Annotated in this window: 14 protein-coding genes; 11 read left to right on the top strand and 3 right to left on the bottom strand. The window is 51.4% G+C overall.

The annotated features are described in order from the left end of the window. Window positions 1-43: 43 nt before the first annotated feature. The 3 genes from ACEUCR_RS11385 to ACEUCR_RS11395 all read right to left on the bottom strand — a co-directional run bounded on the left by ACEUCR_RS11385 (window position 44) and on the right by ACEUCR_RS11395 (window position 3074). Window positions 44-814: an ABC transporter ATP-binding protein gene (locus ACEUCR_RS11385; RefSeq protein ID WP_392444445.1), complete on the bottom strand. Its 771-nt coding sequence runs from the start codon at window positions 812-814 to the stop codon at window positions 44-46. After that, the gene (locus tag ACEUCR_RS11390; RefSeq protein ID WP_408760058.1) at window positions 807-1859 is read right to left on the bottom strand and encodes a FecCD family ABC transporter permease; all 1053 of its coding nucleotides are present in this window, start codon (window positions 1857-1859) and stop codon (window positions 807-809) included. The genes ACEUCR_RS11385 and ACEUCR_RS11390 overlap by 8 nt, the downstream gene beginning before the upstream one ends. A 96-nt stretch (window positions 1860-1955) precedes the next feature. Further along, complete coding sequence (locus tag ACEUCR_RS11395; RefSeq protein ID WP_408790207.1) at window positions 1956-3074, bottom strand: ABC transporter substrate-binding protein; 1119 nt, start codon at window positions 3072-3074, stop codon at window positions 1956-1958. Between the two features lie 395 nt (window positions 3075-3469). On the opposite strand from ACEUCR_RS11395, the gene icd reads away from it, so the two are divergent. From icd to ACEUCR_RS11450, 11 genes are all read left to right on the top strand, one after another. After that, the gene (gene icd, locus ACEUCR_RS11400) at window positions 3470-4723 is read left to right on the top strand and encodes an NADP-dependent isocitrate dehydrogenase (protein ID WP_041996102.1); all 1254 of its coding nucleotides are present in this window, start codon (window positions 3470-3472) and stop codon (window positions 4721-4723) included. Window positions 4724-5250: 527 nt separating this feature from the next. After that, window positions 5251-6336 (top strand): dTDP-glucose 4,6-dehydratase, encoded by a 1086-nt coding sequence (gene rfbB / locus ACEUCR_RS11405; RefSeq protein ID WP_408790209.1) that lies wholly within the window; start codon window positions 5251-5253, stop codon window positions 6334-6336. After that, window positions 6336-7223: a dTDP-4-dehydrorhamnose reductase gene (rfbD, locus tag ACEUCR_RS11410; protein ID WP_408790212.1), complete on the top strand. Its 888-nt coding sequence runs from the start codon at window positions 6336-6338 to the stop codon at window positions 7221-7223. The genes rfbB and rfbD overlap by 1 nt, the downstream gene beginning before the upstream one ends. 112 nt (window positions 7224-7335) lie before the next feature. Beyond that, entirely contained in the window at window positions 7336-8214 is an 879-nt protein-coding gene (gene rfbA, locus ACEUCR_RS11415) for a glucose-1-phosphate thymidylyltransferase RfbA (RefSeq protein ID WP_408790214.1), read from the top strand. Window positions 8215-8219: 5 nt separating this feature from the next. Beyond that, the gene (gene rfbC / locus ACEUCR_RS11420) at window positions 8220-8777 is read left to right on the top strand and encodes a dTDP-4-dehydrorhamnose 3,5-epimerase (protein WP_408790216.1); all 558 of its coding nucleotides are present in this window, start codon (window positions 8220-8222) and stop codon (window positions 8775-8777) included. Then, window positions 8768-9169: a sugar 3,4-ketoisomerase gene (locus ACEUCR_RS11425; protein ID WP_408790219.1), complete on the top strand. Its 402-nt coding sequence runs from the start codon at window positions 8768-8770 to the stop codon at window positions 9167-9169. The genes rfbC and ACEUCR_RS11425 overlap by 10 nt, the downstream gene beginning before the upstream one ends. Then, window positions 9169-9636: an acyltransferase gene (locus ACEUCR_RS11430; RefSeq protein ID WP_408790222.1), complete on the top strand. Its 468-nt coding sequence runs from the start codon at window positions 9169-9171 to the stop codon at window positions 9634-9636. Before ACEUCR_RS11425 ends, ACEUCR_RS11430 begins: the two co-directional genes overlap by 1 nt. After that, complete coding sequence (locus tag ACEUCR_RS11435) at window positions 9633-10751, top strand: DegT/DnrJ/EryC1/StrS family aminotransferase (protein ID WP_408790225.1); 1119 nt, start codon at window positions 9633-9635, stop codon at window positions 10749-10751. The genes ACEUCR_RS11430 and ACEUCR_RS11435 overlap by 4 nt, the downstream gene beginning before the upstream one ends. A 3-nt stretch (window positions 10752-10754) precedes the next feature. Next, a complete protein-coding gene (locus ACEUCR_RS11440) occupies window positions 10755-11702 on the top strand; it encodes a glycosyltransferase family 2 protein (RefSeq protein WP_408790228.1) in 948 nt (315 codons plus the stop codon). Between the two features lies 1 nt (window position 11703). Continuing rightward, entirely contained in the window at window positions 11704-12966 is a 1263-nt protein-coding gene (locus ACEUCR_RS11445) for an oligosaccharide flippase family protein (protein ID WP_408790231.1), read from the top strand. Then, window positions 12966-14114, top strand: a complete 1149-nt coding sequence (locus ACEUCR_RS11450) for a glycosyltransferase (protein WP_408790234.1) — start codon at window positions 12966-12968, stop codon at window positions 14112-14114. Before ACEUCR_RS11445 ends, ACEUCR_RS11450 begins: the two co-directional genes overlap by 1 nt. Window positions 14115-14121: the final 7 nt, after the last annotated feature.

A 14121-nucleotide genomic window follows, 5' to 3' on the forward strand; every position in this document is an offset into this window, starting at 1 on the left:
CCGGTTGCGGGCCACGTCGCAGCTGGCGTCATGGGCGATCTCGTCATGATGCTCTGCGCACGGTGCGCAGGAAGGGAATGCCGCTCTGATCGTGGCTTATCTGCACCGGCACCTGATAGAGGCGCTCGATGAGGGCCGCGTCGAGCACCCGGGCGGGGGGACCGAAGGCCTGCAGATCGCCCCCTGCCAGCACGATCAGCTGATCGGCAAACTGGGCCGCCAGGTTGAGATCGTGCAGCACCACCAGGGTGATCCACTGCTGCGCCCGGGTCTGCTGACAGAGGTGCTCCATCAGCTGCATCTGGTGGTGCAGATCCAGGGCGCTGACCGGTTCGTCCAGCATCATGATGCGGGGATCCCGCAGCAGCACCTGGGCAAACAGCACCATCTGCCGCTGGCCGCCGCTCAAGGAGTAGAGGGGGCGATCCGCCAGATGGGCGATGCCGAGGGCTTGCAGGGCGCGACCGGCCGCCAGTATGTCTTCGTCCGCCAGGCGCATGGAGAGGCTGTCGAGACGCCCCAGCACCACCACCTCGATGACGCTCAAGTCCAGCTCCAGCTGGATGTTCTGGGGCATGTAGCCAAACTGTTGGCGCCATTTGGCCTGGGTCATCTGGCGCTGTGACTGCCCGGCCAGACTGATCTCGCCAGTAGCTGGGGTCAGCTCGCCAAACAGGGTGCGCAGCAATGAGGTCTTGCCGGTCCCGTTCGGGCCGATGATCACATGGACCTGACCCGGCTGCAGGGTGAGGTCGAGATCCCGCAGCAGGGTCTGCTGGCCGAGGGAGAGTGAGAGTCGGGATATCTCAAGCACGTTTACGCCCCCTGCCGAGTATCAACCAGATGAAAAAGGGCACGCCAATGAGCGCGGTGACGATGCCGATGGGAAACAGGGCGCCGGGCACGATGGACTTGGAGAGCACAGAGGCTGCCGACAGCATGCAGGCGCCGCACAGGGCGGAGAGGGGGATCAAGAAGCGCTGATCTTCCCCCACCAGCATGCGGGCGATGTGGGGAGCCACCAGGCCGACGAAACCGATGACACCGACGAAGCTGGTGGCGGTGGCGGTGAGCAGGGCGACCAGGATCAGGGTCTTCATGCGCAGCCTGTCCACGTTGACCCCAAGGCTGCGGGCGCGGGCTTCCCCGAGGCGCAGGCTGGTGAGGGCCCAGGCATCCCGATAGATGAGCAGGGTGCAGATCAGGGTGACGGCGGCCGTGATGGCCAGGGAGTCCCAGGTGGTGCGCATCAGGCTGCCAAACAGCCAGAACAGGATCTGCTGGTTGAGCTCGGGGGAGGAGAGGAACTGCAGCAGGGAGAGCAGGGACTGGAACAGGAACAGCAGGGCGATGCCCGCCAGGATCAGGGTCTGGCTGCTGACGTTGCGCATCATGGCAAGGCCGAACAAGAGGCTGGCGGCAACCATGCACAGGATGAAGGCCCCGGCCGGAATGGCCACCAGGGGCGGCAGCCCGAGACCACCGGTGTAGAGGGCCAGTGCGGCGCCCAGCCCGGCTGCCGCCGCGAGCCCCAGGGTGTAAGGACTGGCGAGGGGGTTGTCCAGCAGGGTCTGCATCTGGACGCCGCCAAGGCCGAGCGAGGCGCCGACCACCAGGGCCATCAGGGCGATGGGCAGGCGCATGTCATGGACTATGGTGCGGGTCATGGCGTCCGCCTGGGCGGGAGAGAGCAGGGCATCGACCACTTCCCCCAGCGGCAGCAGGGAGGGGCCGGTGGCGATGTCGAGCACCAGGGTAATGCACAGCACCAGGCTGAGCAGCGCCAGCCAGTGCCAGCGACGGCGTTCCCGTTGCCGTTGGCGGGTGAGGGTCTGCTGCAGGGCAGCCAAATCATTCATGATGACAATCCTGAAGCGGGCACCATGTGGGGCGCCCGGTTAAAGAGGATGAGGAAGAGGGCTCTGCCGAGGTGGGCAAAGCCCGATCTACGGGATTTAGTTTGCTTCACCCGGCTTGATACCCAGCATAAAAGTGCCCTGGGGACGAATGGGCAGATAGCTGCGGTAGAAGCTCTGATAGGTGGCCAGGGGATCGAGATCCTGGAACAGGTCCGGGTAGAGGGCCTTGGCCATGAATTCGATGAGGGCGGCATCCATGATGCTGCGGGTGGCGCCGTGATAGACCGCATAGAGGCGACCCTGCTGCACCGCAGGCAGATCGCCCCAGCCCGGACGGGCGGCAAAGCCTGCCAGGCGCTGGCGCACGGTCTCGGCCGACACATCCTGGCCTACCTGCATCGCTTCTGGGTTGCTGACGCTCTCGTAGCCCGCCATCAGGATCACCTCGGGCTTGCTCGCCAGCAGTTGTTCCGGGTGGATTTGACCCCAGCGATCGACGAAGGGGGCCGCGACGTTGTCACCGCCTGCCAGCAGGGCCATGGCGCCCCACATGTCCTTGCCATAGGTGTAGCTGTACTCGGCCGGGCCCTTGTCACCCAGTTCGATGTAGACCCGGGGCGGCTGGCGCTTCGCCGCGGCAATGCGCGACGTGATGGTGTCAATTTTGGCCTTGTATTCGTCGGCCATCGTGCGGGCGCGAGCCTCCTGGCCGGTCAGCTTGCCAAGCAGCAGGGTGCTCGCCATGTGGCGGGCCAGGGTCTGGGCGTTGTAGTCCACCACTACTACCGGGATGCCCGCCTGCTCGAGGCGCGGCAGATCCGGGGCCAGGGCCTCGTATTGCCACTGGGCCAGGATCACCAGATCGGGCTTGACCGCCAGGGTCTTCTCGATGGAAAAACTCTGATCCTGCACGTTGCCAAGGTCCGGCACCTTGGCCAGTTGCGGCAGGCTGGCCACATAGAGGGACCAGATGGCGGGGCGGGACTTGACGAACCAGCCACGGGACATGCCCACCAGGCGATCGGCACCCCCCTCACCTGCCACGGCCAGATAATCCTCGGGATAGAAACCGAGCACGATGCGGTTGGCCGGGAGGCTCAGAGAGACCTTGCGGCCCATCACATCTTCCACTTCAACGGGGGCGGCGTGCGCCATCCAGCTCATCAGGGCGAGCTGGCCAAGCAGCAGCAAGCTTGCCAGGGGGGAACGAAACATCTTGTTGGAACCTCGGGGGGATGGACACTAGAAAGAAAGTGAGAACTATTGCTATTTCATCGCCAAAACGCAATGGGGTTTTGCATGGTTTGTCCTCTTCCCTGCCTGTACAGGCATATCGTTTGCGCGGTGCGTGAGTCTTATGGGTCTCGTTCTGTCCCGGATATCCAGAATATGGCGTCGAGTGGCATCGATGTGTCCTGCATGAGCGCCGCCGAAGGAGAGGGAGAAAGCGTGGACCTGCTGCCTGTTTCATCCGGACTCGGGGTGCATTGTGATCCAGTGCGCGACTATGGCCCGCGCTGCGTGCTCGCCATTTGATTATGTAAAGGGATGGGCTAAGATGGCCGCGCGAAATGATCAGATTGATAACAAACGGAAGTTAGGAGATGCCGATGGAAAGCAAAGTAGTAATCCCGACCCAGGGTCAGAAAATCACCGTTGCAGCCGATGGCAAGCTGAACGTGCCGAACAACCCCATCATTCCGTTTATCGAAGGGGATGGTATCGGCGTGGACGTGACCCCGGCCATGCTGAACGTGGTCAACGCTGCGGTCGAGAAGGCTTACAAAGGCGAGCGTTCGATCGCCTGGATGGAGATCTACACGGGTGAGAAGTCCACCCATGTCTATGGTGAAGGCGCCTGGTTGCCGGCCGAGACCCTGGATTTCATCCGTGAATACTGTGTGGCCATCAAGGGCCCGCTGACCACCCCGGTCGGCGGCGGCATCCGCTCCCTCAACGTTGCCCTGCGCCAGGAGCTGGATCTCTACGTCTGCCTGCGCCCGGTGCGCTACTACCAGGGTACCCCCAGCCCGGTCAAATCCCCTGAGCTGACCGACATGGTGATCTTCCGCGAGAACGCCGAAGACATCTACGCCGGCATCGAGTGGAAAGCCGACAGCGATGAAGCCAAGAAGGTGATCGCCTTCCTGCAAAACGAGATGGGCGTGAAGAAAATTCGCTTCCCCGAGTCCTGCGGTATCGGCATCAAGCCCATGTCCAAGGCCGGTACCGAGCGTCTGGTCCGTGCCGCCATCGAGTACGCCATCGACAACGACCGCGACTCCGTGACCCTGGTGCACAAGGGCAACATCATGAAGTTCACCGAAGGTGCCTTCAAGGATTGGGGCTATGCCCTTGCCCAGAAAGAGTACGATGCCCAGCTCATCGACGGCGGCCCCTGGTGCTCCTTCAAGAACCCCAAGACCGGCAAAACCATCATCGTCAAGGACGTCATCGCCGATGCCTTCCTGCAACAGATCCTGCTGCGTCCGGCCGAGTATGACGTCATCGCCTGCATGAACTTGAATGGTGACTACATCTCCGACGCCCTGGCCGCTCAGGTCGGTGGCATCGGCATCGCCCCGGGCGCCAACATCGGCGACGGTGTGGCCCTGTTCGAAGCGACCCACGGTACTGCACCCAAGTACGCAGGTCAGGACAAGGTGAACCCGGGTTCCCTCATCCTCTCTGCCGAGATGATGCTGCGTCACCTGGGCTGGACCGAGGCGGCAGATCTGGTCGTGAAGGGGATGGAGCGTGCCATCGCCAACAAGACGGTCACCTATGACTTCGAGCGACTGATGGAAGGCGCTACCCTGCGCTCCTGCTCCCAGTTCGCCCAGGACATGATCGATCAGATGTAATATATTGATTAAGTTGATATTAAGAGGCAGCCATCCCCCGATGGCTGCCTCTTTTCGTTAGTCGGTTTCCAAAGTGGATGCTTTCCTGGCTGAATAGAGGCAATACATCGAACAAGGATAAAGACAGATTCCAACGGCACTCGATTAATTGCGGATTAATCCACCAAACGGGCCCTGGCAATTTGCTTTTCAGTATCTCTTGGCGGGAGGGAAGTGATAGAATCCTAGGCTGTTTTAACGACTGTCCATGAGCGTTTTTCATGGAGAGTCCAGCGCGTGTCAACTCATCCCTGAGCTCCCGATACGAACTCCTGCAGTGCTAAGCGTCACTTGAGGTCAACATCATGATCCTTGCACGCACACAATCCGGTCAAAAGCAGCAAACTGGGGGCTGTAACTCAGGGGCGGTAGCTATTGCATTTGGGCTGGCACGTGGACTCGGTTGCACAAAAACCGTGCTTCCTATTCAAAAAAAATACCCCTAGTACACCCCACTTCAGCATTAATTCCTATTCAAGAGCATATCTATGAAAATACTCGTTACTGGCGGAGCGGGCTTTATCGGCTCGGCAGTCGTTCGTCATATCATAAAGGACACTAACGACTCCGTTGTCAATCTGGATAAACTCACCTATGCGGGCAATCTGGAGTCCCTGTCAGAGGTATCGGCCAGTGAGCGTTACGCCTTCGAGCAGGTAGATATCTGCAACCGCGCCGAGCTGGATCGGGTATTTGCCGCGCATCAGCCGGATGCGGTGATGCACCTGGCGGCGGAGAGCCATGTCGATCGCTCCATTTCGGGCCCGGCCGATTTCATCGAAACCAATATCGTCGGCACCTACATGCTGCTGGAAGCGGCCCGCGCTTACTGGAATGGACTGGATGAGGCGCGCAAGTCTGCCTTCCGCTTCCATCATATCTCCACCGACGAGGTGTATGGCGACCTGCCCCATCCAGATGAAGTGGCCCCCGGTGTTGCGCTGCCGCTCTTCACCGAAACCACCCCTTATGCTCCCAGCAGCCCCTATTCTGCTTCCAAGGCCTCGAGCGACCACCTGGTGCGCGCCTGGCGCCGTACCTATGGCCTGCCGACCGTGGTCACCAATTGCTCCAACAACTACGGCCCCTATCACTTCCCCGAGAAGCTGATCCCGCTGGTGATCCTCAATGCCCTGGATGGCAAGCCGCTGCCGGTTTATGGCAAGGGGGACCAGATCCGTGACTGGCTCTATGTGGAAGACCATGCCCGTGCACTGTATACCGTGGTGACTACTGGCGTGGTGGGGGAGACCTACAACATAGGTGGCCACAACGAGAAACAGAACCTGGAAGTCGTGCACACCATCTGCGACCTGCTCGATGAGATGGTGCCCAAAGCGAGTTCCTATCGCGAGCAAATCACCTATGTGACTGATCGACCCGGCCATGACCGTCGTTATGCCATCGATGCCGGCAAGATGAGCGCTGAACTGAACTGGCAACCGCAAGAGACCTTCGAGTCCGGTATCAGGAAGACGGTGCAGTGGTATCTCGATAACCAGCAGTGGGTCGGCAATGTCAAGAGCGGAACCTACCAGTCCTGGATCGAGCAGAACTACGGGGAGCGAAGCTGATGCATATCCTGCTGTTCGGCAAGAATGGTCAGGTGGGTTGGGAGCTTCAGCGTGCACTGGCCCCGCTGGGAAGTATTACCGCCGTCGATTTCGATTCCACCGACTATTGCGGTGATTTCAGCAACCCGGCAGGGGTGGCAGAAACGGTTCGTCTGGTCAAACCCGATGTCATCGTAAACGCGGCGGCCCACACGGCAGTCGACAAGGCGGAAAGTGAACAGGAATTTGCCGAGCTGCTCAACGCCACCAGTGTGGCCGCTATCGCCAAAGAAGCCGAGGCGTTGGGTGCCTGGCTGGTGCACTACTCCACCGATTATGTGTTCGATGGCAGTGGCGAGCGGCCCTGGACTGAGAGCGACCAGACCGCCCCGCTCAACGTCTATGGTGAGACCAAGCTGGCAGGGGAGCATGCTGCTGCGCTTTGCTCACGCCACCTTGTCTTTCGCACCAGTTGGGTCTATGCCGCCCGAGGCAACAACTTTGCCAAGACCATGTTGCGTATTGGCAAGGAGCGTGCAGAAATATCTGTCATCAACGACCAGTTTGGTGCCCCGACCGGTGCCGAGTTGCTGGCCGATTGCACCGCTCATGCGATCCGCGTTGCGCAAAACAAGCCAGAGGTCGCCGGGCTTTACCATTTGATCGCCTCCGGTACGACCACCTGGTTTGACTATGCCCAGCGGGTATTTGCCAAGGCTAGAGAGGCTGGGGTTGCACTGGCTGTCACGCAACTCAATGCCGTGCCGACCAGCGCTTTCCCAACCCCGGCCAAACGTCCCCATAACTCTCGGCTCGATACCCGCAAATTCCAGCAGACCTTCGATCTGGTATTGCCGGACTGGACCGCCGGTGTGGATCGGATGTTGACCGAGATCTTGGACAAGTAAGTCACTGACCAAAGATGTATTGAATGCAGTCTTCGTCGGTAGGGATAAAACGTAAAAGGAGTAGCATTTGGCCACCCTTTTCTTTGCAGCTTAAAACAAGAAAATAAGCATCATGACTAAACGTAAAGGCATTATTCTGGCCGGGGGTTCAGGCACTCGCCTCTATCCGGTGACCATGGCGGTGAGCAAACAGTTGCTGCCTATCTATGACAAGCCGATGATCTACTACCCGCTGAGCACCCTGATGCTGGCGGGTATTCGCGATATCTTGATCATCAGCACGCCGCAAGATACCCCTAGATTCGAACAGTTACTCGGGGATGGCAGCCAATGGGGCTTGAGTTTGCAGTACAAGGTGCAACCAAGCCCGGACGGATTGGCACAAGCGTTTATTCTGGGTGAAGAGTTTATCGGGTCAGATCCCTGTGCGCTGGTGCTGGGCGACAACATCTTCTATGGTCACGACCTGCAGAAGCAGTTGGAAGCGGCAGCGGGAAAAGAGAGTGGTGCCACCGTATTTGCCTACCACGTGCACGACCCAGAGCGTTATGGGGTTGTGGAATTTGACAAGCAGGGCACTGCTATCTCTCTGGAAGAAAAACCACTGGAGCCCAAGAGCAACTATGCGGTGACTGGCCTCTATTTCTACGACAACAGCGTGGTGGAGATCGCCAAGAGTCTGAAGCCGTCGCCGCGTGGTGAGCTTGAAATCACCGATGTGAACCGTATCTACCTGGAGCAAGGCAATCTGTCGGTCGCCATGATGGGTCGTGGTTATGCCTGGCTCGATACCGGCACCCATGAAAGCCTGATTGAAGCGAGTAACTTTATTCAGACCATCGAGACCCGACAGGGGCTGAAAGTATCTTGCCCAGAAGAAATAGCCTATCGAAAAGGGTTCATTGATGCAGAGCAGATCAGAATATTAGCAGCACCATTAGCTAAAAATGCTTATGGACAGTATTTGCTGAAAATGATTAAAGGGAAATAATTCTTATGAGAATTGTAAAAACTGAAATCCCTGATGTGCTGCTCTTTGAGCCCAATGTTTTTGGTGATGAGCGCGGTTTTTTCTTTGAAAGTTTCAATCATAAAAACTTTGAACAAGCGGTGGGGCATCCCGTCACATTCGTACAAGATAATCACTCTAAATCGAGTAAGGGCGTGCTACGGGGCTTGCATTATCAGTCCGCACCTCATGCTCAGGGTAAATTGGTCAGATGTGTTTTCGGCGAAGTGTTTGATGTTGCTGTCGATATTCGTCTCGGATCGCCAACCTTTGGAAAATGGGTAGGCGTTCATCTATCTGCAGAGAATAAAAAGCAGTTATGGATCCCAGAAGGATTTGCTCACGGATTTGTGACACTGAGCGAAACGGCAGAATTCTTGTATAAAACAACAGAGTATTATCATCCCGAAAGCGAAGCGTCAATAATCTGGAATGATTCTACTTTGAACATATCATGGCCCATATCAGATATAAGACTTTCACAAAAAGATCAAATGGCAATGACGTTGTCAAGCTATGTAGAGGCGATGAATCAATGCAAGTAAAATTAATTCCATTGCAAGCACATGGTGATGAGCGAGGTTCATTAGTCGCGTTGGAGGAAGGAAAAAACATTCCTTTCGAAATAAAGCGTGTCTACTACATGTTTAAAACCAACCCGGGGGTCAGGCGCGGGTTTCATGCACACAAGACTCTGAAACAGGTCGCAATCGCTGTACGTGGATCCTGTCGTTTCATGCTTGATGATGGCCGAGAGCGAGTCGATATATTGCTGGATAACCCAGCGCAAGGGCTGTTGATTGAATCATTCATGTGGCGTGAAATGTATGATTTTTCAGATGATTGTGTCCTGATGGTGTTGGCTGATCAGTTGTATGATGAGAATGACTACGTAAGAGATTATGAAGCGTTTATCTCCCAGGTTCAGGAGGGATAATGTTCATTCACCCATTAAGTGATGTGCATAGCAGTTCTATTGGTATGGGCACCCGTATTTGGCAATATTCAGTGATCCTAGAAGGTGCTGTAATAGGTGAAAACTGTAACGTATGTGCACACACACTGATAGAAAACGACGTTGTCGTAGGTAATAATGTAACGATTAAGTCGGGTGTGTATTTGTGGGATGGCATTACTATAGAGAATAATGTTTTTCTAGGGCCATCTGTCACCTTCACCAACGATAAGTATCCTCGTTCAAAGGTCTATCCAGATGAGTATATGAGGACTCATATTAAGGAGGGGGCTTCCCTTGGTGCAAATGCCACTGTTTTACCTGGTATAACAATAGGAAAAAACAGCATGGTAGGTGCGGGTGCTGTAGTTACTAAAGATGTACCCGATAACGTTCTTGTAGTTGGTAATCCTGCAAAGATAGTAAAAATTCTCGACGGTGATATATGATAAACTTCCTTGATTTGAAAGAAATAAATGCACGACATGCTGACGAACTTAAGGCCGCATGTTGCAGAGTCATTGATTCCGGTTGGTATATCGCAGGGGAAGAATTATCCTCATTCGAGAAAGAGTTTTCAGCTTATTGTGGTGTTAAACATACTATTGGTGTTGCCAATGGATTAGATGCTTTAATCTTGGTATTGAGAGCATGGAAAGAAATGGGGCTGCTTTGTGATGGCGATGAAGTCATTGTCCCGGCAAATACATACATAGCCTCGATTCTAGCCATTACTGAAAATAGGCTAAGGCCGGTATTGGTCGAGCCCGATCCTCATACTTTCAATCTCTCTCTGGAAGGTGCTCGTTCGGCTATTACCAGTAAAACAAAGGCTATACTGGCCGTTCACCTATATGGCCAGTTGGCACCTATGCCAGAGCTAATGGCGTTAGCAAACGAGCATGCTTTACTGGTTCTTGAAGATTCTGCACAAGCACACGGCGCACAGTTGAATGGAAAGAAAGCCGGAAATTGGGGACATGCTGCAGGATTCAGCTTTTACCCGGGTAAGAATCTGGGTGCCTTAGGTGATGCTGGTGCAATAACGACAGATGATGATGATCTGGCGAATGTGCTTAAAGCATTAAGAAACTATGGCTCTCATAAAAAATATGAAAATATCTATCAAGGTGTTAATAGCAGGCTGGATGAGATCCAGGCTGCCATGCTTAGAGTCAAACTGCCCTATCTAGATGGCGAGATTGCTCGTAGGCAACAAATAGCCAATTGCTATTTAAATGGAATAATATCTAATGACAGCCTTACCCTCCCTACTGTTGTAGAACAAACGGCTCATGTATGGCATCTTTTCGTGATTAGAACAACGAAGCGTGAAGAGCTGAGTGCTTACTTGCATCAGCATGGTGTGCAGACACTGATCCATTATCCAATTCCCCCTCATGCACAACAAGCATATAAGAACAAGATCGAGCACGGTAATTTGCCAATAACAGAGCTGATCCACGAAAATGTCATGTCATTACCTCTTGACCCGACCATGAGCGACGACAGCGTTGACCTCGTTATCAGACTTATAAATGACTTTTTTAGTGATAACACATAAGATATGACTGCCCCAATATTTAGTGTTGTAATTCCGCTTTATAATAAGCAGGACTTTATTTCAAAATGTATAGGAAGTGTCCTTGCTCAAACATTCACCTCTTTTGAAGTTGTTGTTATAGACGATGGTTCTCAGGATAACTCTGAGAAAATCGTAAAAGAAATAAAAGATGATAGAGTTAAATATTTCCACCAGAAGAATAGTGGCGTATCAGCAGCAAGGAACAAGGGAATTGAAGAGGCATCGGGAGAATATATAGCTTTTCTTGATGCGGATGACTGGTATGAGGTCGATTTTTTAAATGCAGTGTATAAGTCTATACTAGCGCACCCTGATGCTGATGCGTTTACAACGGGATACTTTAAACATAAAAATAGTGCAGTGACTATATCTACACTATCAGTAGCTCAGAAACAGTATCGATCCATCGTCATTGATGATTTCTATAAATCATGGGCTAATGGTGCTTTTTTCTGCGCGTCCTCATGTGTAGTTAGGAAAGAATATTTTATAAAAAACCAAAGATACTTCCCACTGAAAGAGTCTATGGGAGAGGACCAGGAGGTATGGTTTCATCTTGCAGAGCATGGCCGTATAGTCTTTACTGATGTTGCGCTATCTAATTACAACATGGGGGTTGGTAATAGCCTATCTTTCAATAGTTGTTTGCTAGAAGAGTTGCCTTTTATTACAAGACTTAAAGCCAGGGTTAACAACCCTGGCTTTGGTGCGAGCAAAGAATCAGCAAATCTGTTCATTAGAAAATATGAGCTAGAGCGTGCAGTAAACAACTCAATTCGTGGCAGTAAAAGAACAGCAGTATCCTTATTATCGAAAAACATATTATCCATGGAGTTCAGCAAACTTAAGATGATTTCTATTGTAGGTATCCTTACCCCAAGGAAAGTCCTCTTATATGTAAGACAGTATATTAGAAGAAAAGTTGGATAACATGTCCGTTACTGCAATGAAAGGCAACTTGAAAAATATAATATGGGCCTTGGGTGAACGAGCGGTCCAAATATTATTATCCATGGTGGTGACTGGGCTTATAGCCCGTCACTTTGGTGTAGAGTTGTTCGGCGCATATCAGCTGGCAATGTCAATTCTTTTTGTTATTACTGCTATGACCTGGTTGTGTCCGGCTGAAATATTCTATTCCAGATTGAAAGAGAATGGCAGCCTGGATATATCTGTCATCAATACATCCATAGCATATAGATTGGCGATATCAGTCACGATTTACATCGGTCTGTTGACTTATGTTTTATTTTCTATCTCTGGAGCGAATCAAGCTTACTTCATCATGATTCTGTCCCTCGGGATAATATACTCCGAACCTATGGGGATATTTAGATTTCAGCTGGAATGTCGGGGTTATTATTACATAACCAGTCGAATAAGGTTGTGTTCTCTTGTTATTAAGTGCGCCATGGTTGCTTTACTGGTTTTCATGGATGCAAGTCCAATACCAATCCTATTGGCATTGATATTAGAAAGTATTTTAGTCTCTTTTGGATGTTATGCTTTTTATAAAAAAATTGATAAGGGTTATTCATTTAAATTAAATACAATAGACAAGTCGTTGATGTATGAGATTTTCAATGATGGAGTCAAGTTCTGGTTTGGTTTGATTTGTATGAATGCATTCTTGAAATTTGACCGAATCTATATGGAAAGCAAATTATCTTCAAGCGACTTTGGACATTATGCGGCCGCGTTCAGTGCTTTCGAACAATTTACAGCATTGGCAACCATGCTGCTAGCCGTGCTGGGACCGATACTTGTATATCGTGCCGCCAGCGACAAAATTTTAAAGAACAGCATGTTGATGCTATTTTTATTTACTGCGCTCGGTATTATGGGGGCTGCGGTACTCTATATGATATCCCCATTATTGATATCCATCCTTTATGGTGATGAATACATAGAAAGCGTACCAATATTCGATCAGTTGGTTATTTTTTCCCCGCTAGTATTTATGGATGTGGCCTTGTCTTCCATAATTATAAAAAATAAAGCCGCTGTATTTTTTTCCGCAAAATGGAGTTGTGTGTTGCTCGCCTCCTTCCTAATAAACGTAATTGGTTATACCCAGCTTGGCTGGCAAGCTGGCTTGTTAGGTTACATTGTTGGTTGGGTGGTAGCATTCATATTTTCATTGACATATATAATTATTTTTCAAAAAAGGAAGAATTTGGAGGCGGCGATTTAATGAATAAAATAAAGGATAGGTTGAAAAAAAACAGTCTTGTATTGAGTGTGTATGAGTTGATATTTCAACGCCCCATAAGAAATGTTTTCAACAAGAAAAATTCAAAAAAAGCCTTGCTTTCTTATAGCACCTATCACTTCAAAAAAAGTAATTATAAAGCCCACTCAAATTACCAGGAGTCGGTCGCCGTAGCGGAAATCATGGACTCACTAGGTTTTAATGTGGACGTGGTGAATAATAATCGCGACACTAGATTAAGCCTAGATGACTATGATGTGATCATTGGTGAAGGCATTCCGTTATACCAATGCATAGTAAAAAACACTCAGGGAAAGAAAGTATATTATGCTACAGGGTCTCACCCTTGGCAGTGTACTCAAGCTTCTCTGCATCGCCTGAGTGAATTTGCAAAGCGATATAAGTCAGTACCGCTCAAGTCTACTCGTGTGCAGGATTTTAGATGGGGAATTGCGGCATCTTGTGCCGACAGTGTTATTTGTATTGGGAATGAGCAAACCAAACAATCTTTCTTGGATAATGGCGTGTCTCAAATAGATTTAATCAGACCCAGTTTTCACCAAGGAAGTATCCCTTATACTCGAACTCTGGATGATATAGCAAGTGCTCGTAAAACAGCATTGTGGTTTGGTAGTTACGGCTTGTTGCATAAGGGACTTGATATTGCCATTGAGGCGTTCAGGTGTCGTCCTGACTGGACTCTTCATGTTTGTGGTTATACCAATGCGGAGCAAGAGCTCTTGCAGTGCCTAGATGTGCCGGAAAACGTCATTATTCATGGTTTTTTAAATGTTGAGTCTGATTTCTTTTCTGAACTTGCGGCTCGATGTCTCTACGTTATTTTACCCTCTTGTTCTGAAGGGATTGCCACGTCCGTTATTACCGCTATGGGGCGGGGTGCCATGATACCTATAGTAACTAAAGAGTGTGGGGTTGATATAAATGACTTTGGCATAAATATCAATGCGTTGAATTGTGATGGTGTCCTTGATTCATTAATGTTTTGTGATTCGATTAGTGACAGTGAATTGCTGGCAAGGTCAATAGCTGCATACAATAATGCTAATACAATGTATACCTTTGATGCCTATAAAAGAGATATGATGAGCATCTTAACAAAATTGATTTAATAAAGGG

It is taken from the genome of Aeromonas bivalvium, assembly GCF_046078285.1.
Lineage (GTDB): Bacteria > Pseudomonadota > Gammaproteobacteria > Enterobacterales > Aeromonadaceae > Aeromonas > Aeromonas bivalvium.

Bases quoted from the DNA above. Each gene is read 5' to 3' on its own strand.
- ACEUCR_RS11390 (WP_408760058.1), bottom strand. From the start codon at position 1,859: ATGAATGATTTGGCTGCCCTGCAGCAGACCCTCACCCGCCAACGGCAA.
- ACEUCR_RS11395 (WP_408790207.1), bottom strand. From the start codon at position 3,074: ATGTTTCGTTCCCCCCTGGCAAGCTTGCTGCTGCTTGGCCAGCTCGCC.
- icd (WP_041996102.1), top strand. From the start codon at position 3,470: ATGGAAAGCAAAGTAGTAATCCCGACCCAGGGTCAGAAAATCACCGTT.
- rfbB (WP_408790209.1), top strand. From the start codon at position 5,251: ATGAAAATACTCGTTACTGGCGGAGCGGGCTTTATCGGCTCGGCAGTC.
- rfbD (WP_408790212.1), top strand. From the start codon at position 6,336: ATGCATATCCTGCTGTTCGGCAAGAATGGTCAGGTGGGTTGGGAGCTT.
- rfbA (WP_408790214.1), top strand. From the start codon at position 7,336: ATGACTAAACGTAAAGGCATTATTCTGGCCGGGGGTTCAGGCACTCGC.
- rfbC (WP_408790216.1), top strand. From the start codon at position 8,220: ATGAGAATTGTAAAAACTGAAATCCCTGATGTGCTGCTCTTTGAGCCC.
- ACEUCR_RS11425 (WP_408790219.1), top strand. From the start codon at position 8,768: ATGCAAGTAAAATTAATTCCATTGCAAGCACATGGTGATGAGCGAGGT.
- ACEUCR_RS11430 (WP_408790222.1), top strand. From the start codon at position 9,169: ATGTTCATTCACCCATTAAGTGATGTGCATAGCAGTTCTATTGGTATG.
- ACEUCR_RS11435 (WP_408790225.1), top strand. From the start codon at position 9,633: ATGATAAACTTCCTTGATTTGAAAGAAATAAATGCACGACATGCTGAC.
- ACEUCR_RS11440 (WP_408790228.1), top strand. From the start codon at position 10,755: ATGACTGCCCCAATATTTAGTGTTGTAATTCCGCTTTATAATAAGCAG.
- ACEUCR_RS11445 (WP_408790231.1), top strand. From the start codon at position 11,704: ATGTCCGTTACTGCAATGAAAGGCAACTTGAAAAATATAATATGGGCC.
- ACEUCR_RS11450 (WP_408790234.1), top strand. From the start codon at position 12,966: ATGAATAAAATAAAGGATAGGTTGAAAAAAAACAGTCTTGTATTGAGT.